Raw genomic sequence first — 26,731 nt, 5'->3', positions numbered from 1 at the left:
AAATGAAAAAGGATATTTACATGAATTTTAGTAAAGAATCAAAAGGCTTTTGGTCAGTGCAAGTATGGGTGCTGGGATTGGTTCTTTTTGTTGCTCAAACCGCTCAAGGGCAAGTATTAGGCGGTCGGCGCTTTTCATCTGCGGCGACAACCGAATCAAGTTTTTCGTGGGCTGATCCTAAGGAATATGAAATTGTGGACATCGAAGTAACGGGTTCTCAGTTTTACGATGGGAATTCCATGATTAATATTTCGGGCCTGCAGCGAGGAGATAAAATCAAGGTTCCCGGAGATGCGGTTGGTACAGCGATTCGTAAAATCATGGATCAGGGGATTTTAGAGGAGGTTGAAATCTATGCGTCGAAAGTCGAGGGAGAAAAAATTTGGCTGAAGATTGAGCTAAAGGAGCGTCCTCGTTTGTATGCGATAAATTACATTGGAATTCGTAAAGGGGAGCAAGAAAGTTTGAGTGAAAAGGTTAAAACCTACAAGGGAAAAATTATTACTGAAACGCTTAAGAAGAATTTGGAATTGGCCATTCGTCGTTATTATCAAGAAAAAGGCCGATTGAATGTGAAGACTAAATCGACCATTCGGGTGGATACGCTTCGCGGTAATAATGCTACGTTAATTGTGACGGTCGATAAAGGGGAGAAGGTAAAGGTTCGCAAAATTATTTTGGATGGGATCGATGAAAAATCCCGCGGTTTAGTCCTTCGTAAAATCAAGAATACGAAGCAAATGCGTTTTGGTAGAATTTTCAAGCCCTCTAAGTTTGTGCCGAAAAAATGGGATGAAGATAAAGTGAAATTGCTTGATGCGATGAACAAACTAGGTTTCCGAGATTTTCAAATCAAATCGGATTCTGTAGGCAAGGTAAACCCAGAGTCGGTTGATTTATACATCAAACTCGTCCAAGGAAAGAAATATTATTACCGTTCAATCAATTTTGAGGGAAATTATATCTATCCAGATTCCGTGTTGAATATGGTGTTGGGAATTAAGAAAGGGGATGTGTACAACACGGAGGAATTGGATAAGAAGATGCAAGGGAACCCGGGGGACGACTTGAGCTCCGTATACATGGACAATGGGTATTTGTATTACAATGCAGAACCTGTTGAATCCGCGATTGAAGGGGATTCGATTGACCTAACCATTCGAATTAGTGAGGGTAAGCAAGCAACGATCAACAAAGTGATTTTGAATGGTAATACGAAAACCTCTGACCATGTGGTTATGCGAGAGATTCGAACATTACCTGGGCAGAAATTCAACAAGTCGGCAATTATCCGTACCGTACGCGAATTATCTACCATTGGATATTTTAACCCTGAAAAGATTACGCCTAACCCGCAGCCTCGTCCTGATGGAACGGTAGATATTGAATATAATGTGGAGGAAAAGCCATCCGATCAAATTGAGCTATCCGGTGGTTGGGGTGGATTCATTGGATTCGTCGGTACCTTAGGAGTCGTATTTAATAACTTCTCCGCCAAAAACATTGGTAATTTGAGTGCTTGGCGCCCATTGCCTGCAGGAGATGGCCAGAAGTTAGCCGTTCGTTTTCAAGCGAATGGTTCAGCTTATCAGAATTACAGCTTCACTTTCACGGAGCCTTGGCTAGGTGGCAAGAAACCGAATTCTTTCTCGATTTCCATAAATCGAAGTGTATCCTATCCTTACAAGTTTAGAAATGCTGGCTTTGGGGGTGGTTTTGGTGGAGGTCTAGGTGGCGGCGGTTTTGGTGGTGGCTTAGGCGGCTTGGGTGGTTACGGTGGATATGGAGGTTATGGCGGCTATGGGTATAATTCGTTTTCGGTGCCTGATTCCTTGTTAGATGCCCACTTTAATGTCAACTCGGTTACTTTCAGTTTAGGAAAGCGTTTGAAATGGCCGGATGATTATTTCTCCTTGAGTAATTCATTGGCATTCTCTCAATTCGATGTGGATCGTTACTATACTTGGGCCTACCCACAGGGTAAATCGATTTCAATTACCTTGATGACAAATTTCTCGAGGAACAGTATTGATAATCCGACATTCCCACGGATGGGGTCAAGTTTTTCTTTGAATGCGTCATTGACGCCACCTTTCTCGCTATTGGGAGGGAATAAAAGCGGTAATTTAATTGAATATCACAAATGGATGTTTGATGCGAGTTGGTTTACGCCTTTGTTAGGAAAACTTGTCTTGCATACGCGTGCGCACTTAGGATTCTTAGGTTCCTACGGTGGGGCGCCAACGACCCGATTTGAGCGCTTTGATTTGGGAGGTTCCGGCATGGTGCAGGGTTTCTCATTTAACCGAGATATCATTGGTTTGCGTGGATATAAAGATCGGGTGATCGGACCATCGGGCTCTTATGGTAATGGTGGGGTTGCTTACAACAAATTTGTGATGGAGGCGCGTTACCCTGTTTCATTAAATCCATCGGCAACTATTTTTGTGCTAGGTTTTGCGGAGGGTGGAAATAACTTCTCATCCATGAGTGATTATAATCCATTTAATCTATATAAGTCGGCTGGTTTTGGTGCACGTATTTTCATGCCGGCCTTCGGTATGATTGGTATCGATTATGGATTTGCCTTCGACAAGCCACGTCCAGGAGATTCGGATTTTGGTCGTCAGGCATTTACCTTTTCCATCGGCCAACAAATCCGTTAGATGTTAACGCAATGAAAAAGTCAATTTTTTTCTTAATTTTGGGAATGCTGTTCATGGGTCAACGGACTTATGCACAGAAATTTGGCTACATTGATACGGAGTTTATCACGTCAAAAATGCCCGAGTATCAAAAGGTACAAGCGGCTTTGAATGAACAAACCAAAGCCTGGTTGAAGGAAGTTTCCGACAAGCAAGCGGCAGTAGCCCAAATGGAAAAAGAATATCATTTGGAAGAATTATTGTTGACGGAAGAATTACGCCAACAACGTATAGCGGTGCTAAAAACAAAAGATCAAGAGGCTAAAGCTTTTCAAGAGAAGATTTTTGGTGAGGAGGGCGAATTGTTTAAGGCAAAGCAAAATGCGATGAAGCCTATTTTGGATGAAATTTCGAAGGCTTTAGAGCGTGTGGTTCGTCAAAAGCGTTTAGATTTTGTCTTTGATAAGGCAAATGATGGATTAGCCTTAATCTATACGAATCCCATCCATGATTATTCCGATTACGTATTAGAAGAATTGGGCTTAGAACTTGATCCCAATCTGAAAAAATAATTAAGATTACCAAACAAAAACAACTAGATTAAATTTTTATGAAAAACAAACTATTCTTAGCTATGAGCCTTGTGTTCGGAATGGCTATTTTACCAGCAAAAGCACAAGTTAAAATTGGATTTATCAATGCTGATTACATCTTAAGCCAAATGCCTGAAGCTAAGCAAGTGGAGGAAGATTTGAAAAACACGCAGAAGCAATATGAAACGCTTTACCAAGGAAAAGTAAAGGACTTTCAAGATAAATTAGCTGTATACGAGAAGTTGAGCGCAGATCCTAAAACGGCTGACATTATCAAGCAAGACAAGGAGAAGGAATTGCAAAACTTGCAAACTTCGATTCAAGAGTTTCAACAAAACTCGCAATCATCTTTGCAAAAGAAGCAAGCTCAATTGTTGCAACCTTTATTGAAGAAAGTGGAAGAAAACATGCATGCGGTGGCTGCTGAAAATGCTTACACCTATGTATTCAATTACGATGCGGGTATGGGAACAGCTCCAATCTTGTTACATTACCCAGCAGACGCAAACATGTCTGATTTGGTTTTGAAAAAGATGGGAATTACGCCAAAGCCAGTAACAGCTACGGCAACTCCTGCGACAGCGGCGCCTGCTACTGCGGCACCTGCGGCAGCACCTGCTAAGCCAAAGAAATAATCGATTAGAATCGAACCAAAAGCCCCGATGAGAATCGGGGCTTTTTTTATGTCCTGCATTACCAAAAATACTTGATTCCTTGCAGTAAAGACGTCAATAATATAACCACTAAGACGATGTATTGAAACACTTTCTCCGGAATATAGTGAAGAATGCGTTTACCGGCATAGGAACCTAGGATGGAGATGACGATTAGAAAAGGTATGAGAATAATGTGTTCTTGATGAAAATAGCCGCTGGCGATGTATATGATGGCCCGACTAGAATCTACGCCCATATCTATCAAGGCCGACGTCGCGATAAAGGCATCCTTTTCCAGATTAAAGGCGGCTAAGGTAATTCCTCGAATGGCTCCTCCTGTGCCAATTAAACCAGCTAAAAAGCCGGAAAGCGTACCGCCAAGGTATAAGTTACTGTTGGATTCTTTTAATCGCTTGTGGTGTCCTGAAATTAAATAAAGGGCTAAACAAAAGATGATAATATTCATCCCCATCTCGATTTCCTTCTGGGGAATGTAATTTGTCAGCCAAGCGCCTAAGGTTACGAAAAGTACGGCGGGTATTCCCAGCTTGATGGCGATGTTTCGATCGATTCCTTGACGGAAGAGGTAAATCTTGGAAAGATTACTGAAAACATGAAAAACAGCCGTAATCCCTAAAACGATTTTGAAGTCGAGCACCAAAGAGGCAAGGGGTACAAATAGGATAGAAGATCCAAACCCACTGATTGTTCCTATGATTTCGGCGAGGAGGGCCAATAAAAATAATATAAAATATTGTCCTCCCATGGCATATGTTTATTCTTGATCTTGTTGGAACAAATGATTCTGAAAAAACAAGATAGTCACCACGCCACAAAATATGGCTGCATCTGCAAAATTAAATATCGGTGTCGAATAGTAAGTTCCGCCCCAGATTGGTATCCAAGTGGGTAATATACCCTCCCAAAAATCAAAAAAGAACATGTCGATTACTTGACCGTGAAACCATTGCATCGGTGCGTCAAGCGGTGCATTGTTAAATAAAACGCCGTAAAACACAGAATCAATCAGGTTACCGATCGCTCCACCTAAAATAAGAGCTGTACAAACGAGTAATAATGGTTTTGATTGCTTGACCGTTAGTTTATATAAGAAATAGCCAATCCCAAACATGGCTAAAATTCGAAAACTCGTTAAGATTAATTTTCCATAATCAGATCCTAGTTGGATCCCAAAAGCCATACCCGGGTTTAGCGTATAATGTAGCTTCACATAGGGGCTGATAATTTCAATTTGACCGTAATAACCCGGTTCCATGTAAAAGTGTACGGCCATTTTGATGGCTTGGTCTAACGCGATGATCAACAAACTCAATAGGAAATAGCGGTAATTCGATTTCATTAGGCGTTTTTTCTTCGTTTAACTTCGTTGAGCAATAGGGTAAACTCGCGGGAAGTCTGTCCCGCAATTGAGCTATTTTCCTCCGCGCGGCGGAACAAATAAGGCATAACAGATTCTACAGGCCCGTAGGGTACATATTTGGCTACGTTATAACCCGCTGCTGCCAGGTTATAGGAAATATTATCCGACATGCCTAATAGCTGAGCGAAGTAGATATTGGGATGGTTTTTGGCCATATTTTGCTTTGCCATTTCTTCGATCAGCAATTGGCAACTTTGTTCATTGTGGGTACCAATACAAAAATGTACTTGGTTGATATTAGCCAAACATGCCAACGTGCCGGCGTTAAAATCATGATCGGTATGTTCCTTGTCTTTATGCAAAGGTTCCGAATATTCGTCTTCGTGCGCACGCTGTCTTTCCTTTTCTAAGTAAGCGCCTCGTACCAATTTCACACCCAAAAAGTAATTTTTATCTTTTGCCGTTTGAATTGCAAGGGATAGATTATCCAGCATGTCCACACGGTACATTTGAAAGGTATTGTAAATGATGGCTTGCTCTTTGTTGAAACGCTCCATCATCTCGTAGGTTAACTGATCGATGGTGTTTTGAATCCAACTCTCCTCGGCATCAATGAAAAGACGAACTTTTAAATCGTGTGCGGCTTGACAAATTTCGGATAGTAATTCCTTACTGTGATTAAATGCATCTGTATTTTCTTCAGATAATCCTGATTCCGTTTGGAATTCCTCGAGTAGCTCGACTTGAAAGATTCCGGTCATCTTAAAAACGGCAAATGGAATCGCTTGATTCTCATGGGCTTTTTGGATCGTTTTAAGGATTTCTTGTTTGGTTGTTTGAAAGGATTTTTCATTTTCCTCTCCCTCGACTGAGTAGTCTAGGATGGTTCCGATCTTTAATTTATGTAGGTGATCAATGGTCGCTTCGCATTCCTGAATCGTTTCCCCTCCGCAGAATTGCTCGAAAATGGTAGATTTTATCAGTTTTTTGATGGGAAAGTGTAGGAAAAGGAACAATTTGATAAAAAAAGTCCCTAACTTTACAAGCCAATTTTGGTTCATTAAAGCAAATATCCAATAGGCTTTCTTGAGTTGGTAATTGGATTTTGCTGAAAAGGCAATTTTCGTGTCTTCGAACGATATTTTAGGTAAGGTTGAAGCGGTTGTTTTGTTCATTGATTTTGAAATAGCTTGCAAATATAAGAGAATTAATAATCCGTTGAATCGGTGAAGTATAAAATAAAATAAACAAAATGTTTGGGGCGAAAGCCTTGTAAATCTGAAAATTATGAATGCCAATTTAGACATTGTACCTATGCAAGAGTGGATTCAGACTGGTGGCAAGCCGTTGATTATTGCGGGTCCATGTTCAGCTGAAACTGAGGAACAAGTATTAGAAACTGCCCGTCGTATTAAGGCGGAAGGATATGCACACATCATGCGTGCGGGAGTCTGGAAACCTCGTACACGTCCAGGAAGCTTTGAAGGTATGGGTGAGCCAGCCTTGAAATGGTTGGTGGAAGCGAAAAAGGAAACCGGTTTGCCTTTGGCAATTGAAGTAGCTACGCCTGAGCATATTGAATTAGCATTAAAATATGGTGTTGATGTACTTTGGATTGGTGCTCGTACAACGGTGAACCCGTTCAACGTACAAGATTTAGCGGATGCCTTGAAAGGGGTTGATGTACCCGTATTGGTAAAGAATCCGGTTAATCCAGATTTGGCGCTTTGGGTAGGTGCATTTGAGCGTTTACAAGGTTCAGGTATTAAGAAATTGGGAGCTATTCACCGTGGTTTTTCAAACGCACAGGAAACGAAATACCGTAACTCACCGATGTGGGCGATGGCTGTTGAATTGAAGCGTTTGTTCCCTCAAATGCCAATGATTGGTGACCCATCTCACATGGCTGGAAAGCGTGCTTTATTGATGGAATTGTCTCAACGTATTTTGGATTTGAACTACGATGGTATGATTATCGAGACGCACCGTGATCCAGATGCGGCTTGGTCGGATGCTTCCCAACAAGTTACTCCTGAGAAATTGGGTGAAATGTTACGCGAATTAGAAGTTCGTAATGCGAATTACGGTTCTGATTTCTCGGATGAATTAGCTAGCCTACGTGAGAAAATTGACAACATCGATCGTGAGTTAATGGAAGTATTGGCAGCACGTATGTCGGTGGTAGAGAAATTAGGCGAATACAAGCGTGATAATAACGTTGCAGTTTTGCAATTAGATCGTTGGAAGCAGTTACACAATGATCGCGCGAATCAAGCGAAGGGTTTAGGTTTGTATCCTGAATTCGTAGAGGAGATGTTCAAGTTAGTTCACTTGGAATCTATTCGTAAGCAAACGGAAGTGATGAATTCAGCTACGGCTTAATTTATATTTCGCTTTTTGAATTTGGAACCCCAGGAGAAATCTTGGGGTTTTGCTTTTTAGACATTAGACGTTAGTCTTTAGACGTTGGACGTTATTCAATAGAAGTTGGATTTTTTGCTTTACTTTTCGATTTCAGGGAAAAAGATATGACTTCCAACGTCTAAATTCAAACGTCCAACGTCTAAATTCAAACGTCTAACGTCTAAAGACTAACGTCCAACGTCTAAAGACTAACGTCTAACGTCTAAAGACTAACGTCTAACGTCTAAAGACTAACGTCCAACGTCTAAAGACTAACGTCTAAAGACTAACGTCTAACGTCTAAAGACTAACGTCCAACGTCTAACGACTAACCTTATAGCTCCCCCAAACCACCAACACCATCCCTAAGCACACCAAGAGCGTCGGGAAACCATGACCCAAGGCGATTTCAATGGCGATGGAAAAGACAACGGCGCTATTTCCCACGGCACCTACGATGCTTGTCTTTTCATGCAACAATGCTTGAGTAGTGAAATATTGTACGCCTAAGGCTAATAAACCCATGATGAGTGCTTGAATCCATTCGAAGGATGTGGGCATAACCCATTTGCCTGTGAAAAAACTATTTGGCATGTCGCCAAAGGTACCCAGACAAAGGGAAATCACCGAAGCAATTAAGCCCGCACCCATGAAGGATACCACAACCCAGCGTGAGTCATAATATTTTTGCGCTTCCTTGATCGCCAAATATCCCAACGCAGTTCCCATGGCATAAACGATTCCGGTTGCATGGTTAAACCATTGTCCGGTGGCCTCCGGTTGGAAAATCAGAAGAATACCAAAAAAGCCGACCAACAAAAACAATACCTGTTTGCCGCTCAATCGTTCATCGGGGAATATTAAATAGCTAAAAATAGCAATGAATAAGGGGAATGCCTGTCCATAGGTATTCGTTAAGGATAAGCCCAGGTGCTCCAAGGTATAAAAGAGGCAGTACAAGGTAAATGCACCCAACAATCCACGTAGGATAATAAAATAAAGTTTGCCGCCGCGCTGAATGGCCGGTCGGCGATATAAACTCGTCAACAAAAAGGGGAGGCCCACGGCGCTGCGGAAGAATACCAGTTCAACCGACCCGAAGCGGGCACTCATGGATTTGGCGATGGCCGACATCAGTGCAAAGCACAGCGAAGAAATCAGCATGTATCCGATGCCCTTATTTCTGTACCAAACCTTGTGCATTTTTTTACGCATGAAAATCTAGATTCCGTCCCCGCCTAATTCGAGATTCAGTCAATTTTTGGTAACTTGCATCTCTTATTTCAAAGGTATGACAAAAAAAATAATTTTTTCTCCTGATGCCCCTGCGGCCATTGGCCCCTATTCACAAGCTGTTGAGGTGAATGGGACAATTTATGTTTCTGGTCAAATTGCATTAAGCGTTTTTGAATCTGGTGCGTCCATTGAGGAAGAGACTGACCAAGTCATGAAAAATTTAGGTCATATTTTAAAAGCCGCTGGATGTACCTACGATAACGTGGTGAAATGTTCCATCTTCGTGAAAGACATGAATAATTTTGCCAAAATCAATCAAGTGTATGGTGCCTATTTTCCGGAGAATCCGCCGGCACGGGAGACGGTTGAGGTGGCCCGACTACCGAAAGACGTTCGCGTTGAAATTTCTTGTATTGCCTATAAATCATAATATATGTCCGCATCTGTTCGCGTTCGTTTTGCTCCTAGTCCAACTGGTCCCTTGCATATCGGTGGGGTAAGAACAGCGTTGTATAATTACCTTTTTGCCCGAAAAATGGGTGGAACCTTTATTCTTCGTGTGGAGGATACCGATCAAACCCGTTTTGTGCCAGGTGCCGAACAATACATTTTAGATAGTTTAGCCTGGTTGGGCATCAGCCCCGACGAGGGGGTAGGCGCCTCGGGGCCACACGCTCCCTATCGTCAGAGTGAGCGTAAGGATTTATACAAAGCCTATGCAGATCAATTAATTCAAGATGGAAAGGCCTATTATGCTTTTGATACCTCTGAGGAATTAGATGCTATGCGTGCGATGTTTGAAAGCAAAGGTTCTGCCTTTCAATACAATGCTTTGACGCGTGTTAAATTGCGAAATTCGTTGGCTTTGCCCGCGGATGAGGTGAAAGCTTTATTGGATTCAGATACACCCTTTGTTATTCGTTTAAAAGTTCCGGCGAAAGGCGAGATTCGCTTTCAAGATTCGGTTCGCGATTGGGTGCATGTACATACTTCGAGTATCGACGATAAGGTTTTGATGAAATCGGACGGCATGCCCACCTACCATTTGGCGAATGTCGTGGATGATCACATCATGGAAATTACCCATGTGATACGAGGAGAAGAATGGTTGCCATCGGCCCCATTACATATTTTATTATACCAAGCCTTCGGTTGGACAGCACCACAATTTGCACATTTGCCCTTGTTGCTGAAGCCAGAGGGTAATGGTAAGTTGTCGAAAAGAGATGCCGACTTGGGTGGTTTCCCTGTATTTCCCATGGAATGGATGGATCCTCAAACGGGTGCGGTTTCCAAAGGATTTAAGCAAGAAGGATATTTACCCGAAGCAACTTTGAATTTCTTAGCTTTTTTAGGTTGGAACCCTGGCACGGAACAAGAATTATTTAGCCTAACGGAATTGGTAGAAGCCTTTTCGTTGGAGCGTATTAATAAAGCTGGAGCCAAATTCGATGTGAATAAGGCCAAATGGTTTAATGAGCAATACCTAAAACAACAGTCGCCAGCGGATTTGGCAAAGGAATATTTAGGGAATTTGCCAACTGACCAAGCCATAGCGTTTGTTGGCTTATTTTTGGATCGCATTACGTTCCCTCAGGAGTTATCGAATTTGGTTGCGTCTTTTGTTGAAAAACCAAGTGTTTACGACGAAGCAGTGATTCAGAATAAATGGAATCAAGAAGCTGCGAATGGTTTAGCGTTGATAGCAACAGCATTACCGCAAGTTTCGGTTTGGGATGCGGATCGTATCAAACAAGCTATTCATGATTGTTTAGAGGCGGGTGGAATTAAGATGGGAAAAGTGATGCAAATGCTACGTGTAGCTTTAAGTGGAAATGGAGCTGGCCCTGATTTGATGATTTCCATGCAATTATGGGGCAAAGATCAGGTAATTGATCGTTTGAATACCGCATTGCAAATTTTCCCCAAGCTATAAGTTATGAAAGGCAATGCAAAATCGAAACCTAAGGCACCTAAAGTGCATCCGGATTTAGCAGGATTTGAAATGAACATTGATTCCTTGGGTCAAATCACATCAAGTCTAGATCGAGATGTACTCAATGCTTTTTTAGATAAGGAGATGCCTGAGGATAAAAAATTAAGAACGAAGAAAGATGAAGGTAAGTAAAGAGGATGTCGTAAAAATTGCCCATTTGGCCCGATTGGATTTGAAAGAATCGAAAGTGGGAGAGATGCAGGATTCGATCAATAAGGTCTTGGATTGGATGGAAGCATTAAATATGGTGGATACGGAGGGAGTTGCCCCTTTGGCGCACATGACTTCGGCTTTGAATCATTTACGGGAAGATCAATCGAGCAATACACTTTCTCGTGAGAAGGCCTTGGCTTTAGGGCCGGATACCAATGAGCAGTATTTTAAAGTACCTCAGGTTATCGAATAATTAGGCGATGTAATACTCCAAGGCCTTTTTCATTTCGGCTTTGGATACGGGAATGTCGTAACCACAATCACCAATTCCAGTCAATAAAGAAAAGCGAATTTCCGTTCCTTTATTCTTTTTATCCTGCGCCGTTAGGGCGATGATGGCAGGAATCTCATCAATTTTTAGGTTGACCCGTCCATAAGTGGCAAACAACATGGCCTCGATGGCTGCTAACTCATCTGTCGAAATCAAATCTCTTTCCTTTGCTAAATAGGCTTCGGTGATCATACCCACGGCGATAGCTTCTCCATGTAAAATAGCTCGTTTGCCTTGGCTTAATAAGTAGGTTTCCACGGCGTGTCCTAGCGTATGGCCAAAGTTTAATATCTTTCGCAATCCAGCTTCTTTGGGGTCTTCGGCAACAACGGCCTTCTTAATTTCCACGGAATGAGCAATCAAATCCGCTAAATCCACTTGGTCAAAATCCAAATGCGCAATGATGTCCCACTTATCCGCATCACGAATTAAGCAATGTTTGATGATTTCAGCATAGCCGGAAAGCTTCTGTCTTTCGGGTAAGGTTTGGATGAAGTTGGGGTCAATTAAAACCGTTTTGGGTAATTGGAATACGCCAATGTGATTTTTTAATCCGTGAAAATCGATGCCTAGTTTCCCGCCTACGCTCGCATCTACTTGGGCTAGCAGGGTCGTTGGGATTTGAATAAAATCAATTCCACGCTTATATGTAGAGGCGCAGAATCCCCCCATGTCACCGATGACGCCTCCACCTAAATTAATCACAAGACCATGGCGATCCATATTAGCCTTCGTCATAGCCGCCCAAATCTTCTCGCAAGTGCTAAGGGTTTTGTGGTCTTCTCCTGAAGGAATCACAATTTTTGTGAATTTCTGTGGGAGTAAAGATTGGATCAAAGGTAGGCAATGCTTCTGGGTCTTTTCGTCCACGATGACAGCGATGTGTGAGTAATCATGCTGATGTAAAAATGACGAAAGGGACTCGGAAATAGGGCCTATTTGAACGGACATAGTTGGATTTATTCGATATAATGTCAAAAATACGATGATTTTACTAAAATAGACCGATTCTAACCTGAATTTTGGTTTTGTGGTATGCTTTTTCTTGCCTAATTTTGTCGCTGCTTGGGAATGCCCAAAACTTAGAAATCATATGAGAGAAATTCAATTTAGAGAAGCCTTACGTGAGGCTATGCAAGAGGAAATGCGCCGCGACGAAACTGTATTCCTAATGGGAGAGGAAGTTGCGGAATATAATGGTGCTTATAAGGTGTCTCAGGGTATGTTGGACGAATTTGGTCCGGAGCGTGTTATTGATACACCGATTGCTGAATTAGGTTTTGGGGGTATTGGGGTAGGAGCTGCCGCAAATGGTTTGCGTCCGATTGTTGAGTTTATGACCTTCAACTTCTCGTTGGTGGCCATTGACCAAGTAATTAACTCCGCATCTAAATTGATGTCGATGTCCGGCGGTCAATATTCTTGTCCAATTGTTTTCCGTGGACCTACGGGAAATGCAGGTCAATTATCTTCTCAGCACTCGTCGAATTTTGAAAATTGGTATGCGAATACACCTGGATTAAAGGTGGTGGTTCCGGCTACACCGGCAGATGCTAAAGGTTTATTGAAAGCTTCTATCCGTGATAACGATCCGGTTATCTTCATGGAATCTGAATTGATGTATGGCGATAAGGGACTTGTTCCAGAGGGTGAATACTTGATTCCCATCGGTAAGGCAAATATCGTGAAGGAAGGAACGGATGTGACTATTGTGACTTTTGGTAAGATGTTGCCACGTGTTGTATTGCCAGCCATAGAGGAGTTGACAAAGCAAGGAATCAATGCGGAAGTAATTGATTTGCGTACCGTACGTCCGATTGATTATTTAGCTGTTGTGGAATCTGTAAAGAAAACGAATCGTTGTGTAGTTGTTGAGGAGGCTAATCCACTATCAGCCATTTCATCTGAAATTGCTTACCATTTACAGCGTTGGGCATTTGATTATTTAGATGCGCCGGTGGTTCGTGTGAATTCACGTGACTTGCCATTGCCATACGCTCCAACCTTAATCGAGGAGATTTTACCGAACGTAGCTCGCACGATTGATGCGGTGAAGACGGTGATGTATCGGAAATAAGTAGTCAGTAGTCAGTAAACAGTAGTCAGTTGTTTGCTGATTCTAGTATCAAATAAAAAAGCCCTGCTCGGAATTCCAAGCAGGGCTTTTTTGTGGCCTTTATTTTCATCATTGACCACTGACCACTGACCATTGGCCACTGTCCACTGTTACAACACATAAATAAACCTCGATCCATCCACGTCGATACCCTCTAACTTCACACGACCTTTACGAGATTCTAATAATTCGGCTGCTTCTTTCGGGTTGTTAACCACCTTGTCGTTAATCTTTGTAATGATAGATCCTTTTGATAATCCATACATTTCTAGACGGCCGTCAGGTGAAATCTCAATGACTTTCACGCCGGTACTTACGTTGAATTTCTCTTTGTCGGAACTACTCAAAGCGCCAAATTTCGCACCCAAGAATTCTGATTTATACGATTCCCCAGATTCGCTCTTGACAATGGACGTGTTACCATCCTTGTTTTTCAAGGTAACAGTGAAATCTTTGTTTTGACCATCACGGTTAACGGTCACATTCAGCGTTTCACCTGGACGCTTACGACCTACGATTTCCATCAATTTTGCCGTGGTTTTTGTTTCAATGCCGTCGATTTTGGTAATAACGTCATTGATTTTGATTCCGGCTGTTTTCGCGGCAGAATTCTCAGAGAAGCCACCCACATATACACCTGTATTAACTTTTAGGTCTTTTTCCTCCACTAATTTGGCATTGACCTCCATGATACTTACGCCCAAGAAGCCACGTTGAACATTACCGTATTTGATTAAGTCGGCTGAAACTTTCTTCACAATACTCACGGGAACAGCAAAGGAATATCCAGCAAATTGGCCTGTACGTGAATAAATAGCCGTATTAATACCAATTAACTCCCCTTTCAAATTCACCAAGGCTCCCCCAGAATTACCCGGATTTACCGCAGCATCTGTTTGAATAAAGGATTCCAAGGGATTCGCGGCGCGGTCTTCATTACGATCGATGATATTTTGACGACCTTTGGCCGAAACGATACCTGCGGTTACCGTAGATTCCAAATTGAATGGATTTCCCACGGCAAGTACCCATTCACCTACTTTTAAGGCATCCGAGTCACCGAAAGTCATGAATGGAAGATCGGTCGCCTTGATTTGAATCACCGCTAAATCCGATGATGGGTCGGTCGAGATGACCTTGGCCTTGAACTCACGCTTATCATTTAAAATAACCGAAATTTCAGAGGCATCTTCCACCACGTGATTATTGGTCACAATGTATCCATCGGCACTGATGATTACCCCAGAGCCCGATGCTTCGGCTTGTTGGGGTGCTTGCCGACGGCCTCCGCCGCCAAATGGATCTCCAAAGCCGCCAAACAAGTCATCGAATGGACTTGAATATTGACGTTGTCTTTGCTCCATTTTGGTCTTAATATGTACGACCGCTGGAGTAGATTTTTCTGCTGCATAGGTAAACTCTCCTGGAGCGCCGGCTGCTGAAATATTAGAAACATTTGAAGAGAATGCGGATGGAGAATCACTGAAATTCGTTTGATTCCCTAAATTTAATAATTGGTAGGCTCCCAAGGTTACCCCGCTGGAAAGGAGCGCAATGACTACATAGGATTTTAATTGATTTTTCATTTCCATCTTGCGATTAATAAAAGGGTTAGATTTTGATTTACGAATTTAACGCAAAAATTGTTCCAACAAACATGTTTGAATTTTGAATTAACAAGTTTTAAGAATTCAAATCAACTTTTATTTGCGAGGAGAAATGGCTAATTTTGTTGCTTCATTTTATCCCATACATTCTGATGATTTTAAGTGAACAAGAACAGCTGAGAAGACAAAAGCGACAAGAGTTAATGGTCTTGGGGATTGATCCCTATCCGGCGGCTGCCTATCCAGTGAATGTCCATTCAACGGAAATTTTAGCGAACTACGCACCTGAAAAAGGGAATTATCAGGAAGTTGTTTTGGCAGGTCGTTTGATGGGCTTCCGAATCATGGGAAATGCGTCATTTGCCGAATTACAAGATGCGGAAGGGCGTATTCAATTGTATTTCCGTCGGGATGATTTATGTCCAGGCGAGGATAAATCACTTTATAATACCGTATTTAAAAAATTACTCGACATTGGTGATATCATCGGGGTCAAAGGATATGCCTTTACCACGCAAGTAGGGGAGATTTCGGTTCACGTACGCGAGTTCACCATATTGTCTAAGGCCTTGCGTCCACTACCGGTGGTAAAGGAAGCTGATGGTCAAACCTATGATGCCTTTTCCGACCCAGAAATGCGCTATCGTCAGCGTTATGTGGATTTAATTGTTAACCCTCAGGTAAAAGATATTTTCATCAAACGCGCCAAAATTATTTCGACGATGCGTTCGATGTTCGATGAGCGCGGTTGGTTAGAGGTAGAAACCCCTGTCTTACAGGCGGTTCATGGGGGTGCCGCGGCTCGTCCCTTTAATACACATCACAATACGCTAGACATGCCGCTTTACTTGCGTATTGCGAATGAATTGTATTTGAAGCGTTTGATCGTGGGTGGTTTTGATGGCGTATATGAGTTCGGTAAGATGTTCCGTAATGAGGGCATGGACCGTACGCACAATCCGGAATTTACTTCATTGGAGTTTTACGTGGCTTATAAAGATTACCACTGGATGATGGATTTGACAGAGACCATCTTCCAAACCGTGGCACAAACCTTGCATGGTCAGACTAAATTACGTGTAGGGGATAATGAAATTGAATTCGCAGGACCTTATCCTCGTTTAACGATTTCAGGTGCTATCCAACAATACGCAGGCGTAGATGTGGATGCGATGTCGGAAGACGAATTACGCAAGCATTGCTTGAGCCTCGGTATGGAGGTTGATGCGCAAATGGGGAAAGGGAAGTTGATCGATGAATTATTCGGAGAGAAGGTAGAGGCGAATTTAATTCAGCCGACATTCATTACGGATTATCCGGTGGAAATGTCCCCATTGACGAAGAAACATCGTTCGAAAGTAGGTCTGGTTGAGCGTTTTGAGCTATTTGTCAACGGAAAAGAAATTGCCAATGCTTATTCAGAATTAAATGATCCGATTGATCAAAAGGAGCGTTTTGAAGATCAATTGCGTTTGGCAGAGAAAGGAGATGATGAGGCGATGGCGATGGATTACGATTTCTTACGATCGCTGGAATATGCGATGCCACCAACCTCTGGAATTGGTATTGGAATTGATCGTCTAACAATGTTAATGACCAATCAAGTTTCGATACAGGAAGTCTTGTTCTTCCCTCAAATGCGTCCAGAAGTAATAAAAGAGGTGTCCTCGGATAGTGAATTCGCGAGTGCGGGTGTACCTGAGATTTGGATTCCTGCTTTGCAAAAGATGGGAATTTTGACATTAGCTCAATTGAAAGAAGCGAATCCAAACAAGGTCTTTAATGACTTGGGAGGAATGCGGAAGAAATTAAAGATTGATGCTTCGATGCCCACAAAAGAAGAGGTAATTGCTTGGATCGGTTAACAAGACAAATTCATTGAATACAAAAAAAGCCTTCCGAAGAAGGCTTTTTTTAATTCTCTTTAACTAGAGATCAATGGGGCAATAGGATATATTGAAATCTACTGATTTGCTCTAATCAAATTAAACGAAAGAAAAATTAGATTTTCTTTACGTTGATTGCGTTTGCTCCGCGCTTTCCATCAGTTACCTCGTAAGATACTGAATCGTTTTCGCGAATCGTAACACCTGAAAGGCCAGTTACGTGTACGAAAATGTCTTCGCCTGTTTGATCATCAACGATGAAACCAAATCCTTTAGTCTCGTTGAAAAATTTTACTTTACCAGTTTGCATAAAAATAATGTTAAAAAATTAATACTTAAATCGACTGTTCCGCGACGAAAGACTATGCAAACTTTAGAATCAAAAACTATAAATAGAGGAAGATACTAGAGGAGGGAAGTCTGAATTGTGGCTGAATTAAATCTTTTAAGTGTTCAAATGTAGAAAAAATAAAATTGTATGCAAGCATTTTACAATTAATTATCAGTTATTTGAAAATAAATTTTAATTATTTTAATTATTTATTGAACTTTTTTTATTCAAGTTAGTTTTTTTATTAATTGAATAAAAAAATCTAATTTTGTAGGACTTAAAATAAAACTCGATGTACAGATTGAAATACTTTGTTGAAAATCAGGCTTTTGGAGTTTGTACACGTCTGGGGGATAAGTTTAAAATCTCCACAAGTAGCATTCGACTGTATTTTATATACACTTCTTTTTTGACGCTTGGTTCGCCAATTATCATTTACCTTATCTTGGCTTTTTGGATGAATATCCGTCGGTATTTACGTCAGCGCAATAACCCCTCTGTTTGGGATATTTAGAATTTTAGCGCTGAGAAGTATTTGATTTTTCGAATAAAATAGTCCCATACGATGCTTCCATCGTAACTGCTCACATACTTTTTAGACAGCCTTAAGGGCAGGTTTTCCTTATTTTTTTCAAAAAGTAAGTAGCGATAGAAATCGCGATGTGCTTTAAGAATGGCTAAGATTTGTCTCAGTTCCCCCTTGAATAGAAATTGAACTCCCGCCAATCCATCTAGTAGCATACGTATAAATAGAATTCCGAAACGTTTACTGGGTTCCAGATTCTTGTAAAGAAGTATCAAATTATTTCTAAAATTCAGATAGGTCTTCTTTGGGTTTCCTTGTGGTAGTGTTCCTCCGCCTACATGGTATACCTCACTGGTAGAGACTGCCGCGATGTTGTGGCCGGCACGTTGGAGGCGCCAACAAAGATCTATTTCTTCCATGTGGGCAAAGAAATAGGCATCAAGTCCGCCAACTTCCCAATATGTCTTTGATTTAATCATCAAACAAGCCCCCGTTGCCCAATTAACTAGGCTGCTCGGGTACTGGTGGTTTTGTGTTTCGATCGAATCAAATATTCTTCCCCGACAAAATGCATATCCGTATTTATCCCAAAATCCGCCTGCGGCTCCGGCATATTCAAATTTATCCGGTTCATGGTAGGAGAGAATATAGGGTTGGGCGGCTGCTATATTGGGATTTGAGTTGAAATAAGCCAATAAATTACCAAGCCAACCCGTTTTGGGTTCGATGTCGGAGTTCATCAAGACATAATAGTCAGCCTCAATTTGTTTGAGCGCATAATTATAGCCCCCCGCATAGCCTAAATTAGTTGCGGATTCAATACAATGGATATTCGGGAATTGGGTTTTTAACCAATGGACTGAATCGTCTTTTGATCCATTATCCGCCACATAAATTTCCCCTTCAGGACTTGTTGCGATGACTTTGGGGAGAAACTTTTCTAAAAAAGCCCTGCCGTTGAAATTCAATATGACGATAGCTATTGACATGCAACAAAGGTAAGGCTTTTCGTTTAATTAGAATTTCTTTGAGAAAGATGTATTTTTGTCATTCATTATTCTAATCAACCAAGCTATATGATGTGGTCGACCTTTTTTCGTAAGAAGTCCATTGATAAAATTATTTCGGACCAACTGGAAATTGAGCAGTTGGAGGGTGGCCAAATGCATCGCAACTTAGGTGTTCGTGATTTGACGTTTATGGGTGTGGCGGCCATTATCGGGGCGAGTATATTTTCCGCGATTGGTCAAGCTTCAGCGAATGGCGGCCCGGCTGTGTCTATGCTTTTTGTCTTTACAGCCCTTGCCTGTATGTTTACTGCTTTTTGCTATGCACGTTTTGCTGCCACTGTTCCGATTAGTGGTAGTGCCTATACGTATGCCTACACGAGTTTGGGTGAAATCGTGGCATGGATATTGGGCTGGAATCTTTTGTTGGAATACGCCATATCCAACGTAGCTGTGGCAATCTCTTGGTCGAAGTATTTTGTTGATTTATTGGAAGGTCTTGGCATGCATGTTCCCGAGTTCTTGACGATGGATTTTTTGTCGGCCAAAAGAGCTTTCCTCGAGGCATCACCAATTCTGCAATCCGGGCAATCTTTGGCTACTTTACCTGTCAACTTACGGGAAGGTTATTTGGCATATGAGTCGGCCCCCACGATTTTTGGTTGGCATTTTGTTGCCAATATGCCGGCCCTATTGATCACGGTTGCTATCACCTATTTAGTATATATCGGAATCAAGGAATCCAAAAACACCAATAATATTCTAGTGATTTTAAAGCTTGCCGTAATTGCTATAGTGATCGGTGTAGGCGCTTTTTATGTTCAGGTAGAAAACTGGACGCCTTTTGCACCTAATGGAATTTCGGGGGTATTGAAAAGTGTCGCGGCGGTTTGTTTCGCATACATTGGATTTGACTCGATTTCAACTACGGCCGAGGAGTGTAAAAATCCCCAACGGGATATTCCCAAAGCCATGATGTGGGCACTTATTATTTGTACAACTTTATATGTTATGGTTACCTTGGTGTTAACCGGAATCGTTCCATCCCATATGTTGGCCGGCATCGAGGATCCATTGGCATTTATGTTCATGAAGGTAAATTTACCTGGCGTTGCGGGAGTTGTTGCTGCAAGTGCGGTGATTGCCTTGACCAGTGCTTTGTTGGTCTATCAATTAGGCCAACCCCGTATCTGGATGACCATGTCGCGGGATGGTCTGCTTCCAAAGGCTTTTTCAAGAATTCATCCCAAATACCGTACACCCTCATTTTCGACCATCATGACGGGTGTTTTGGTGGGAGTTCCCGCATTATTTGCCAATTTGGAAGAGGTGATTAACTTGAGCAGTATCGGTACGTTGTTTGCCTTTGTGTTGGTCTGTGCGGGAGTTTTAATTTTGGATTTGGATCCTGAGAATCAAAAGAAATCGAAGTTTAAGATTCCGTATCTCAATGCCTCGATTTGGGTGGGATTGGCCTGGATTATTGCTTTGTATCTATCTTTACCTGATTCAGCAGCCTGGTCTGCTTGGATGGCGGATTGTTTGCAGGGGGAAGCTATAGCCGATCATTGGATCATGACAGGATTCTTCTTGATTTGGGGCGTATTGTCGATTTATTGCTTCAGCCATAAACTCTCTCTAATCCCGGTGCTAGGATTATTGGTAAATCTATACTTGATGACGCAAATGGGGGCGACCAACTGGGAGCGTTTTGCCTATTGGTGTCTAGCGGGGGTGTTAATTTATTTTGGATATAGCTATCGGAAAAGTAAACTTAATCTGTAGACGTTAGACTTTAGACGTTGGACTTTAGAGAATATTGGGATAAATCCCAATAAAATCAAATTGGCAACTCTATTTGTTCCAGCCTTAACGTCTAAAGTCTAACGTCCAACGTCCAACGTCTAAAGTCTAACGTCTAATCCTCTCTTCTTCCACCTAACAAATTAAGGTAGTATAAAAGTTGGGCCAACATCCCTAACGCAGCGACTACGTATGTCATAGCGGCCCACCAAAGTGCATCTTTTGACATTTCATATTCCGCTGATGTAACAATATTGTTGGCTTTAATCCAAGCCAAGGCGCGGTTCGATGCATCAAATTCCACCGGCAAGGTTACGAAACTAAATAAGGTGGCTAAGGCGAATAAAGCGACCCCAATCGCGAGAATCGTTGAGTTTCCTGTTGAATAAAGAACCATCATTCCTGCCATTAGTAAAAGGGGCATGAATCCGTTTGCAATATTTAACATGGGCACCATCGCACTGCGAAATTGTAAGAAACTATAGGCTCTCGCATGCTGAACCGCGTGCCCACATTCGTGGGCAGAAACCGCTGCCGCCGCTGCATTCCGACCATAATAGACATCATGGCTTAGATTTACGGTTTTGTCGGCCGGATTGTAATGATCTGTCAAACGACCTTCTACAGTGATTACCCGAACATCATGAATACCGTGGTCGGCCAACATACGTTCCGCGATTTCCTGCCCTGACAGATTACTCTGCAAGGCCGTTTCGGAATAGGTCTTGAATTTGGATTTTAAACGCCAAGAAATTAGCATTCCCAATACACCAAAAATAATTGCTATGAACATCGTATTAATTTTTAAGTTTTTGAATAATGTTTGTCGTTGAATAACTCGGTACTAACGGAATCGTTGTCACTTTTCCACCATTGGCAATGACCTCTTTGGCGCCTACGATGGTTTCAATCGAATAGTCATCACCTTTGACCAAAACGTCTGGCAACAAGGTATTGATTAAATCGAGTGGCGTTTCCTCTTCAAATATAATGACCATGTCGACGAATTGCAATGAAGCTAATATTCGTGCTCGAGCATATTCATTATTAACAGGTCTAGATGGGCCTTTCAATTGGCGCACGGATGAATCCGCATTCACGCCTACGATCATTTTGGTCCCTGCTTCTCTCGCTTTCTCTAAATAATCGACGTGACCGAGATGTAAAATGTCGAAGCAACCATTGGTGAAAACGACCGTCTCATTGTTCTCTTTCCATGAAGCCCGACGAACGTTTGCCTCCGTCAATGAGCAAATTTTATGACTCGATTCCTGCATTCTTTTTAGGTAAGAAAAATGTAATGATAAAACTCAATCCGCCAAATAACAAGATTGTTGCCATTTGAGTTCCATGAAAAAAGGTGGCTAATACGGTTGCTTCCTTGAGCGGGATCAAATAAAAACTGAGCGTGGACGCTACGAGGCTATGATAGGCGCCAATTCCTCCTTGCGTGGGGGTAGCCATTCCGAAGGTTCCCATGACTAAAACAGTTAATCCAGCGGCTAACCCTAAACCCTCGCTGCTTGGAAAAGCTAAGAGCAAGGTGTATGTATTTGCATAATACGCAACCCAAATTAAAATGGTATACAGGATGAATTTAGCAGGGTTTTCTACCTCTTTAATGCTTAAGATTCCGGTAAACCATCCGTTGAGTAATTGACCTACTTTATTGGTCGTAGCAAATTGATTCCATCGAATAATCATTCGATCTCTTAAAATCCAAAAAAGCGCAAAGAATGCGATGGCTCCGGCAGCTAAACCGGCAAGCAAAATGGTCGGAGGGAGCTGGAAATTAGGAAAAAGGAATTGCTGAATCGGTTTCCATTCGACCACAAAAGTGATTGCTACCACGGCTGCCAGACCCAGTAAGTCGACAATTCGTTCCGTAATAACAGTCCCAAACGATTTCTCAAATGGAATGTTGGCCGTTTTTTGGAGCGAACCACAGCGAGAAACCTCGCCCATCCGAGGAACGATAAAATTAGCAAAGTAGCCGATCAAGACAGCCGAAAACGTCCGCGTTGTTCCGGGATGATATTGCATGGCCTCTAACAATTGCTCCCAACGAAGGGCTCTGAGCCAATGCGAAAGCAAGGAAATGATAATCGAAATGATAATCCACTGGTAATTAGCCGTTTGAGCCGTTTGATAAATATCGGCCCAGTGTAAGTCGCTTTTGGAAAAGGCCCAGTAAAGTAGACCAGCAGCTAATAAAGTGGAAATGGAATATTTTAAGATTGCTTTAAACATGCAATAGCGGATTCAGTATGAAAATCAATAGGCAAAATAAAGACCTTTAATTAATAAAAGTGCGGATTTATGGTATATTTTTTATATTTTTGCATTTGTTTTTTGGGATAAATTCCCCTAACTAATTTTAGCATGTCTAAATTGCGTATTCTTTACGTTTCCAGCGAGGTTGATCCTTTCCTCAATACATCCAAAATAGCTGATTTTGTTCGCGCATTACCAACAGCTATGCAAGAGCGTGGGATGGAAATTCGAATTTTGGTGCCTCGTTTCGGTTCAATCAATGAGCGTAAAAATCGCTTACATGAAGTTGTTCGTTTATCAGGAATTACGATTCCTATGGGTGATGAGGAAAAGCCATTGACCATTAAAGTTGCGAGTATTCCAGCGGCGAAATTGCAGGTGTATTTTATTGATAATGAGGATTATTTTCAGCGGAAATATGTGTTAACGGATAAGGAAGAAGTATTTTATGCGGATAACCATGAACGTGCAATTTTCTTCTGTAAGGGTGCTTTAGAGACAGTGATTAAGTTAGGTTGGTCGCCAGATGTCATTCATTGCAATGACTGGATGTCGAGCTTTGTTCCCTTATACATATCGTCTTATTACCGCAATCACCCGATCTTTAAAGATTCGAAAACTATTTTCTCTCCACACAATACGAGCTTTGATTTTACGTTCTCAGCAGACGATTTAAAGGAGAAAGTGAAAATAGGCGATATGGACGATGAGCATTTGTCGAGCCTAGATGCAGCGGATTATGGCGCATTTATCAAAATAGGTGCCGAGTTTGCGGATAAAATAGTTTCTTTAGTAAATGCGGATAATAGCCGTATTCAACCGATTATTGATGAATTTCAAGATAAAACCTTCCAAAATATTGCCGATAATGACCTCGATTTCTTCGAAAAAACGTACATTGAGTTGGCCGGCAATTAAATGGGTAGGGATTATTTCCCTTTTTCTCGCTTCCTGTGATGCTCCCAAAGAAATTGGAGCAGATTTATTTAGTGTGGAAGTTGGCCTCAATTTTACAGATACCTTACGTGTCAATTCGAGCACTGTTTTGATGGATTCCATTCAAACGCAGGCGAATACGACTTTTTTGGTGGGTTCGTTTTTTCATCCAACATTAGGAACATTTGAATCGACGGCTTACACGCAGATTGCGAATGCTGATTCCTTGTTTGCCAAAAATACTTCGATCCTCGACTCCGTTAAAATGCATTTGGTGTACAAGAACTTTCAAGGAGATACGAATCAGGTACATACCTTGAATGTTTACAAGTTGAAGGACAGTTTGAGTTTGTCGAAGGATTATTTCACAAATTCTTCGTTGCCCTACCAATCAAGCACCGTTGGTTCGGTTACTTTTCGTCCGCGTCCTATACGTTCGCGCGCCGCAAATGGGGATTCTTTGAAACTGGATACGCTTAATTTCCACATGTCTAAGGCATTGGGAAATGAGCTAATTGCCAAATATTCTGATAAATCGTTAGCGGGGGGTGGATCCGCTTTTCGTGCCTCATTTCCTGGATTGGTATTTAAATCCTCAACTGCTTCTAAATCTGCCTTGATTGGATTTTCGCCGGCTTATTCTCGCATGACACTCCATTGGCACAATCCCAATGATACGACAAAATATACGCTGAATTATTATTTCAGTTTATCTAGCGCCATGATGACGGAAGTTCAAGCTCGTTTTAATCAGTACAATATTGATCGGTCAGGTCCTTTGGCTGCCCTGACAAAATCGGGTAATTCTGTTCCTGCCTCAACGACAGGTAATGTGACTTATGTTCAATCGGGGTCTGGATTAGTGACTAAAATTGATTTTCCTACCTTGCTTAAATTGAAAGGTAATCGGAATATTGCTGTAAATAAGGCTGAGTTAGTTCTTCAGACCACGGATGATATTGATTTAAATCATAGCCTAAATCAATTGACTTTATTGCAAGTTGATGGGAATAACAGACCTATTCGAAATGTATACGGATTAGGATACGTAATGTCGGAAGGTGGATCAGGAATTCAAACGGCTAACTATAGCTCAAGTCAAAAGACCTATACTTTTAATATCACGACAGAATTACAGTCTGTCTTAAATGGTCGTAAAAGTAATTTGGGCTTTTTGGTAACTCCTACGCTTCTCGCAAGTCAAACAGGATATACAAAAATGGTCAGTGAGTCTGCTCGTTTTGTGCCGCTGAATGCGATGAAGACGAAGATCCGGATATATTATTCCTATATTGCCAACTAATTCTCAGGTACCATGTCTACCCCGAATCAAGATTTACGGGTAAGTTATGTGCAAACCGATCTGGTTTGGGAAGATCCTATTGCTAATTGTGCGAATTTAGAAGAACGTCTGCAGGTCCTACAAGGTCAGACCGATGTGGTTGTATTGCCGGAAATGTTTAGTACGGGCTTTAGCATGTCAGATAAAGGTGCTGAAATTTCGGGTGGACCTACCGTTCAATGGATGAAATTGCAGGCGCAACGCTTGAACGTTTTATTAATTGGAAGTTTGAAAATTAAGGATTCTGGTAAGTTTTATAATCGTTTATTTGCCGTACATCCTTCCGGTCAGATGGATACCTATGATAAGAAGCATTTGTTTCGGATGGGGCAGGAGGATGGCTTTTATACGGCGGGTCAATCGCAGACAATTATTACCTATAAATCTTGGCGGATCGCTCCTTTTATATGCTATGATTTGCGATTTCCGGTTTGGTCCAGAAATGTAGGTTTACAATATGATTTATCGATTTATGTGGCGAATTGGCCAGCTGCTCGTACCCATGCTTGGTCGAGTTTATTGCGCGCGCGTGCCATTGAAAATTTGGCTTATGTCGTTGGGGTTAATCGCATCGGAGTAGACGGAAATCAATTAGCCTACGAGGGAGCCTCTGGTTTTGTGTCATTCAAAGGGGAGGATATGTCGGCACTTCATTCAAATGAAGCAATCGAAACCCAAAGCCTATCTTTGGAGGATCTATTGGATTTTCGAACGAAATTTCCGGCCCATTTAGATGCCGATTCGTTTACGCTTTTGCCTTAGTTTTTTCTTGGAAAAATTGGCTGAGTCCACCCGGAAAAGCCTTGGCTTCTTGCATACTGCAATCTGCCTGTAAAACACCCTGATTAATAATTAATAAGCGGTCGCAAATGGCTTCTACCTCGCTAAGGATGTGGCTGGAAAACAAGATGGTTCTTCCTGGTTTTAAGGACTGTATGAGCTGACGGATTTCTTCCATTTGATTCGGGTCCAAACCGCTGGTGGGTTCATCCAAAATTAAAATGGACGGATTATGAAGAATAGCTTGAGCAATTCCAATGCGCTGTTGGTAGCCCTTGGAAAGCATGTGAATCTTCTTGTGCTGTTCTTTTTGTAGCCCCGTCAATTCAATGACCTCTTGAATCCGAGCATTTCTAGTTTTTGAGGGCAGATCATGCACCGAAGCGATAAACGCCAAGAATTCCTTTACATACATGTCGGGGTATACCGGATTGTCTTCGGCTAAATATCCCAGTGCTTTTTTAATTGTGACCGAATCCGATTCCACGCGTGTTCCGGCTAAGTATGCTTCTCCGGAACTGGGTTTGATGAGGCCAACTAACATTTTTAGGGTCGTGGATTTACCCGCGCCATTGGGCCCTAGAAAGCCAACGATTTGCCCGGCATCCGCTTTAAACTGAATGGCATCTACGGCATGTTGGGCGCCATAAGTTTTGCTGAGGTTTTTGGCTTCGATGGACATACGCAAATCTTTGATTTTATCTGACAAAGGTAGCTAAAATGGGAACT

Annotated in this window: 27 protein-coding genes; 15 read left to right on the top strand and 12 right to left on the bottom strand. The window is 41.9% G+C overall.

What is annotated here, in order from left to right; all coding sequences use genetic code 11:
- Positions 1 to 2 precede the first annotated feature (2 nt).
- From ACMH5P_RS04335 to ACMH5P_RS04325, 3 genes are read left to right on the top strand one after another with little or no spacing between them, the layout of a single operon-like run.
- A complete protein-coding gene (locus ACMH5P_RS04335; protein WP_459493095.1) occupies positions 3 to 2,666 on the top strand; it encodes a BamA/OMP85 family outer membrane protein in 2,664 nt (887 codons plus the stop codon).
- A gap of 11 nt (positions 2,667 to 2,677) precedes the next feature.
- A complete protein-coding gene (locus ACMH5P_RS04330) occupies positions 2,678 to 3,217 on the top strand; it encodes an OmpH/Skp family outer membrane protein (protein ID WP_459493094.1) in 540 nt (179 codons plus the stop codon).
- A 38-nt stretch (positions 3,218 to 3,255) separates the two neighbouring features.
- Positions 3,256 to 3,873: an OmpH/Skp family outer membrane protein gene (locus ACMH5P_RS04325; RefSeq protein ID WP_459493093.1), complete on the top strand. Its 618-nt coding sequence runs from the start codon at positions 3,256 to 3,258 to the stop codon at positions 3,871 to 3,873.
- Between the two features lie 58 nt (positions 3,874 to 3,931).
- Here ACMH5P_RS04325 and ACMH5P_RS04320 read toward each other — a convergent pair whose 3' ends face one another.
- Genes ACMH5P_RS04320 through ACMH5P_RS04310 form a run of 3 tightly spaced genes read right to left on the bottom strand, consistent with a single transcriptional unit; the run spans position 3,932 to position 6,450 of the window.
- Entirely contained in the window at positions 3,932 to 4,660 is a 729-nt protein-coding gene (locus ACMH5P_RS04320; protein ID WP_459493092.1) for a sulfite exporter TauE/SafE family protein, read from the bottom strand.
- 9 nt (positions 4,661 to 4,669) lie between these two features.
- Positions 4,670 to 5,254, bottom strand: coding sequence for a lipoprotein signal peptidase (locus tag ACMH5P_RS04315; protein WP_459493091.1), 585 nt, complete (start codon positions 5,252 to 5,254; stop codon positions 4,670 to 4,672).
- Entirely contained in the window at positions 5,254 to 6,450 is a 1,197-nt protein-coding gene (locus ACMH5P_RS04310; RefSeq protein ID WP_459493090.1) for a proline dehydrogenase family protein, read from the bottom strand. The genes ACMH5P_RS04315 and ACMH5P_RS04310 overlap by 1 nt, the downstream gene beginning before the upstream one ends.
- A gap of 112 nt (positions 6,451 to 6,562) precedes the next feature.
- Between ACMH5P_RS04310 and ACMH5P_RS04305 the strand changes: the two genes are divergently transcribed.
- Positions 6,563 to 7,657, top strand: a complete 1,095-nt coding sequence (locus ACMH5P_RS04305) for a chorismate mutase (protein ID WP_459493089.1) — start codon at positions 6,563 to 6,565, stop codon at positions 7,655 to 7,657.
- A gap of 342 nt (positions 7,658 to 7,999) precedes the next feature.
- On the opposite strand, the gene ACMH5P_RS04300 is transcribed toward ACMH5P_RS04305, so the two are convergent.
- Positions 8,000 to 8,893 (bottom strand): DMT family transporter, encoded by an 894-nt coding sequence (locus ACMH5P_RS04300; RefSeq protein ID WP_459493088.1) that lies wholly within the window; start codon positions 8,891 to 8,893, stop codon positions 8,000 to 8,002.
- 76 nt (positions 8,894 to 8,969) lie between these two features.
- Between ACMH5P_RS04300 and ACMH5P_RS04295 the strand changes: the two genes are divergently transcribed.
- Genes ACMH5P_RS04295 through gatC form a run of 4 tightly spaced genes read left to right on the top strand, consistent with a single transcriptional unit; the run spans position 8,970 to position 11,316 of the window.
- Complete coding sequence (locus ACMH5P_RS04295; RefSeq protein WP_459493087.1) at positions 8,970 to 9,344, top strand: RidA family protein; 375 nt, start codon at positions 8,970 to 8,972, stop codon at positions 9,342 to 9,344.
- Between the two features lie 3 nt (positions 9,345 to 9,347).
- Positions 9,348 to 10,850: a glutamate--tRNA ligase gene (gene gltX, locus ACMH5P_RS04290; protein WP_459493086.1), complete on the top strand. Its 1,503-nt coding sequence runs from the start codon at positions 9,348 to 9,350 to the stop codon at positions 10,848 to 10,850.
- A 3-nt stretch (positions 10,851 to 10,853) separates the two neighbouring features.
- A complete protein-coding gene (locus ACMH5P_RS04285; protein ID WP_459493085.1) occupies positions 10,854 to 11,042 on the top strand; it encodes a hypothetical protein in 189 nt (62 codons plus the stop codon).
- Positions 11,029 to 11,316: an Asp-tRNA(Asn)/Glu-tRNA(Gln) amidotransferase subunit GatC gene (gatC, locus tag ACMH5P_RS04280; RefSeq protein WP_459493084.1), complete on the top strand. Its 288-nt coding sequence runs from the start codon at positions 11,029 to 11,031 to the stop codon at positions 11,314 to 11,316. The genes ACMH5P_RS04285 and gatC overlap by 14 nt, the downstream gene beginning before the upstream one ends.
- Here gatC and aroB read toward each other — a convergent pair whose 3' ends face one another.
- Positions 11,317 to 12,345 carry a 3-dehydroquinate synthase gene (gene aroB / locus ACMH5P_RS04275; RefSeq protein WP_459493083.1) on the bottom strand — a complete coding sequence of 343 codons (1,029 nt, stop codon included), beginning with the start codon at positions 12,343 to 12,345 and terminating at the stop codon, positions 11,317 to 11,319. It lies immediately after the preceding gene.
- 142 nt (positions 12,346 to 12,487) lie between these two features.
- On the opposite strand from aroB, the gene ACMH5P_RS04270 reads away from it, so the two are divergent.
- Positions 12,488 to 13,471, top strand: coding sequence for a pyruvate dehydrogenase complex E1 component subunit beta (locus ACMH5P_RS04270; protein ID WP_459493082.1), 984 nt, complete (start codon positions 12,488 to 12,490; stop codon positions 13,469 to 13,471).
- A 149-nt stretch (positions 13,472 to 13,620) separates the two neighbouring features.
- Here ACMH5P_RS04270 and ACMH5P_RS04265 read toward each other — a convergent pair whose 3' ends face one another.
- A complete protein-coding gene (locus ACMH5P_RS04265) occupies positions 13,621 to 15,096 on the bottom strand; it encodes a Do family serine endopeptidase (protein ID WP_459493081.1) in 1,476 nt (491 codons plus the stop codon).
- A 173-nt stretch (positions 15,097 to 15,269) separates the two neighbouring features.
- Between ACMH5P_RS04265 and lysS the strand changes: the two genes are divergently transcribed.
- Complete coding sequence (lysS, locus tag ACMH5P_RS04260) at positions 15,270 to 16,982, top strand: lysine--tRNA ligase (protein ID WP_459493080.1); 1,713 nt, start codon at positions 15,270 to 15,272, stop codon at positions 16,980 to 16,982.
- Between the two features lie 136 nt (positions 16,983 to 17,118).
- Here lysS and ACMH5P_RS04255 read toward each other — a convergent pair whose 3' ends face one another.
- Entirely contained in the window at positions 17,119 to 17,313 is a 195-nt protein-coding gene (locus ACMH5P_RS04255) for a cold-shock protein (RefSeq protein WP_130895221.1), read from the bottom strand.
- Between the two features lie 313 nt (positions 17,314 to 17,626).
- Here ACMH5P_RS04255 and ACMH5P_RS04250 point away from each other — a divergent pair, with 313 nt between their 5' ends.
- The gene (locus tag ACMH5P_RS04250; protein WP_459493079.1) at positions 17,627 to 17,848 is read left to right on the top strand and encodes a PspC domain-containing protein; all 222 of its coding nucleotides are present in this window, start codon (positions 17,627 to 17,629) and stop codon (positions 17,846 to 17,848) included.
- Here ACMH5P_RS04250 and ACMH5P_RS04245 read toward each other — a convergent pair.
- A complete protein-coding gene (locus ACMH5P_RS04245; protein WP_459493078.1) occupies positions 17,845 to 18,849 on the bottom strand; it encodes a glycosyltransferase family 2 protein in 1,005 nt (334 codons plus the stop codon). The genes ACMH5P_RS04250 and ACMH5P_RS04245 overlap by 4 nt on opposite strands.
- An 87-nt stretch (positions 18,850 to 18,936) precedes the next feature.
- On the opposite strand from ACMH5P_RS04245, the gene ACMH5P_RS04240 reads away from it, so the two are divergent.
- On the top strand, positions 18,937 to 20,652 hold the full coding sequence (locus tag ACMH5P_RS04240) for an amino acid permease (protein ID WP_459493077.1): 1,716 nt from the start codon (positions 18,937 to 18,939) through the stop codon (positions 20,650 to 20,652).
- 133 nt (positions 20,653 to 20,785) lie between these two features.
- Here the strand turns inward: ACMH5P_RS04240 and ACMH5P_RS04235 are convergent, their stop codons facing one another.
- Genes ACMH5P_RS04235 through ACMH5P_RS04225 form a run of 3 tightly spaced genes read right to left on the bottom strand, consistent with a single transcriptional unit; the run spans position 20,786 to position 22,920 of the window.
- Entirely contained in the window at positions 20,786 to 21,463 is a 678-nt protein-coding gene (locus tag ACMH5P_RS04235; RefSeq protein ID WP_459493076.1) for a zinc metallopeptidase, read from the bottom strand.
- Positions 21,464 to 21,467: 4 nt separating this feature from the next.
- Positions 21,468 to 21,947, bottom strand: a complete 480-nt coding sequence (rfaE2, locus tag ACMH5P_RS04230) for a D-glycero-beta-D-manno-heptose 1-phosphate adenylyltransferase (RefSeq protein WP_459493075.1) — start codon at positions 21,945 to 21,947, stop codon at positions 21,468 to 21,470.
- The gene (locus tag ACMH5P_RS04225) at positions 21,928 to 22,920 is read right to left on the bottom strand and encodes a lysylphosphatidylglycerol synthase transmembrane domain-containing protein (protein WP_459493074.1); all 993 of its coding nucleotides are present in this window, start codon (positions 22,918 to 22,920) and stop codon (positions 21,928 to 21,930) included. Before ACMH5P_RS04225 ends, rfaE2 begins: the two co-directional genes overlap by 20 nt.
- Before the next feature lie 132 nt (positions 22,921 to 23,052).
- On the opposite strand from ACMH5P_RS04225, the gene ACMH5P_RS04220 reads away from it, so the two are divergent.
- From ACMH5P_RS04220 to ACMH5P_RS04210, 3 genes are read left to right on the top strand one after another with little or no spacing between them, the layout of a single operon-like run.
- On the top strand, positions 23,053 to 23,862 hold the full coding sequence (locus tag ACMH5P_RS04220; RefSeq protein WP_459493073.1) for a glycogen/starch synthase: 810 nt from the start codon (positions 23,053 to 23,055) through the stop codon (positions 23,860 to 23,862).
- Positions 23,813 to 25,183: a DUF4270 family protein gene (locus ACMH5P_RS04215; RefSeq protein ID WP_459493072.1), complete on the top strand. Its 1,371-nt coding sequence runs from the start codon at positions 23,813 to 23,815 to the stop codon at positions 25,181 to 25,183. Before ACMH5P_RS04220 ends, ACMH5P_RS04215 begins: the two co-directional genes overlap by 50 nt.
- Positions 25,184 to 25,195: 12 nt before the next feature.
- Entirely contained in the window at positions 25,196 to 25,984 is a 789-nt protein-coding gene (locus ACMH5P_RS04210) for an amidohydrolase (RefSeq protein ID WP_459493071.1), read from the top strand.
- On the opposite strand, the gene ACMH5P_RS04205 is transcribed toward ACMH5P_RS04210, so the two are convergent.
- Complete coding sequence (locus ACMH5P_RS04205) at positions 25,968 to 26,711, bottom strand: ABC transporter ATP-binding protein (RefSeq protein WP_459493070.1); 744 nt, start codon at positions 26,709 to 26,711, stop codon at positions 25,968 to 25,970. The two genes, ACMH5P_RS04210 and ACMH5P_RS04205, sit on opposite strands and share 17 nt — an antisense overlap.
- Between the last annotated feature and the right edge of the window lie 20 nt (positions 26,712 to 26,731).

It is taken from the genome of Aquirufa sp. 5-AUSEE-100C1 (assembly GCF_054558655.1).
This window is presented reverse-complemented; position numbering and strand designations above follow the sequence as displayed.

Coding starts and splice junctions, on each gene's coding strand:
- gatC (WP_459493084.1), top strand. CDS start 11,029: ATGAAGGTAAGTAAAGAGGATGTCGTAAAAATTGCCCATTTGGCCCGA.
- rfaE2 (WP_459493075.1), bottom strand. CDS start 21,947: ATGCAGGAATCGAGTCATAAAATTTGCTCATTGACGGAGGCAAACGTT.
- ACMH5P_RS04270 (WP_459493082.1), top strand. CDS start 12,488: ATGAGAGAAATTCAATTTAGAGAAGCCTTACGTGAGGCTATGCAAGAG.
- ACMH5P_RS04295 (WP_459493087.1), top strand. CDS start 8,970: ATGACAAAAAAAATAATTTTTTCTCCTGATGCCCCTGCGGCCATTGGC.
- ACMH5P_RS04285 (WP_459493085.1), top strand. CDS start 10,854: ATGAAAGGCAATGCAAAATCGAAACCTAAGGCACCTAAAGTGCATCCG.
- ACMH5P_RS04225 (WP_459493074.1), bottom strand. CDS start 22,920: ATGTTTAAAGCAATCTTAAAATATTCCATTTCCACTTTATTAGCTGCT.
- ACMH5P_RS04265 (WP_459493081.1), bottom strand. CDS start 15,096: ATGAAAAATCAATTAAAATCCTATGTAGTCATTGCGCTCCTTTCCAGC.
- ACMH5P_RS04310 (WP_459493090.1), bottom strand. CDS start 6,450: ATGAACAAAACAACCGCTTCAACCTTACCTAAAATATCGTTCGAAGAC.
- gltX (WP_459493086.1), top strand. CDS start 9,348: ATGTCCGCATCTGTTCGCGTTCGTTTTGCTCCTAGTCCAACTGGTCCC.
- ACMH5P_RS04335 (WP_459493095.1), top strand. CDS start 3: ATGAAAAAGGATATTTACATGAATTTTAGTAAAGAATCAAAAGGCTTT.
- ACMH5P_RS04250 (WP_459493079.1), top strand. CDS start 17,627: ATGTACAGATTGAAATACTTTGTTGAAAATCAGGCTTTTGGAGTTTGT.
- aroB (WP_459493083.1), bottom strand. CDS start 12,345: ATGTCCGTTCAAATAGGCCCTATTTCCGAGTCCCTTTCGTCATTTTTA.
- ACMH5P_RS04300 (WP_459493088.1), bottom strand. CDS start 8,893: ATGCGTAAAAAAATGCACAAGGTTTGGTACAGAAATAAGGGCATCGGA.
- ACMH5P_RS04255 (WP_130895221.1), bottom strand. CDS start 17,313: ATGCAAACTGGTAAAGTAAAATTTTTCAACGAGACTAAAGGATTTGGT.
- ACMH5P_RS04305 (WP_459493089.1), top strand. CDS start 6,563: ATGAATGCCAATTTAGACATTGTACCTATGCAAGAGTGGATTCAGACT.
- ACMH5P_RS04315 (WP_459493091.1), bottom strand. CDS start 5,254: ATGAAATCGAATTACCGCTATTTCCTATTGAGTTTGTTGATCATCGCG.
- ACMH5P_RS04220 (WP_459493073.1), top strand. CDS start 23,053: ATGTCTAAATTGCGTATTCTTTACGTTTCCAGCGAGGTTGATCCTTTC.
- ACMH5P_RS04215 (WP_459493072.1), top strand. CDS start 23,813: ATGACCTCGATTTCTTCGAAAAAACGTACATTGAGTTGGCCGGCAATT.
- ACMH5P_RS04235 (WP_459493076.1), bottom strand. CDS start 21,463: ATGTTCATAGCAATTATTTTTGGTGTATTGGGAATGCTAATTTCTTGG.
- ACMH5P_RS04320 (WP_459493092.1), bottom strand. CDS start 4,660: ATGGGAGGACAATATTTTATATTATTTTTATTGGCCCTCCTCGCCGAA.
- ACMH5P_RS04240 (WP_459493077.1), top strand. CDS start 18,937: ATGATGTGGTCGACCTTTTTTCGTAAGAAGTCCATTGATAAAATTATT.
- lysS (WP_459493080.1), top strand. CDS start 15,270: ATGATTTTAAGTGAACAAGAACAGCTGAGAAGACAAAAGCGACAAGAG.
- ACMH5P_RS04330 (WP_459493094.1), top strand. CDS start 2,678: ATGAAAAAGTCAATTTTTTTCTTAATTTTGGGAATGCTGTTCATGGGT.
- ACMH5P_RS04245 (WP_459493078.1), bottom strand. CDS start 18,849: ATGTCAATAGCTATCGTCATATTGAATTTCAACGGCAGGGCTTTTTTA.
- ACMH5P_RS04325 (WP_459493093.1), top strand. CDS start 3,256: ATGAAAAACAAACTATTCTTAGCTATGAGCCTTGTGTTCGGAATGGCT.
- ACMH5P_RS04210 (WP_459493071.1), top strand. CDS start 25,196: ATGTCTACCCCGAATCAAGATTTACGGGTAAGTTATGTGCAAACCGAT.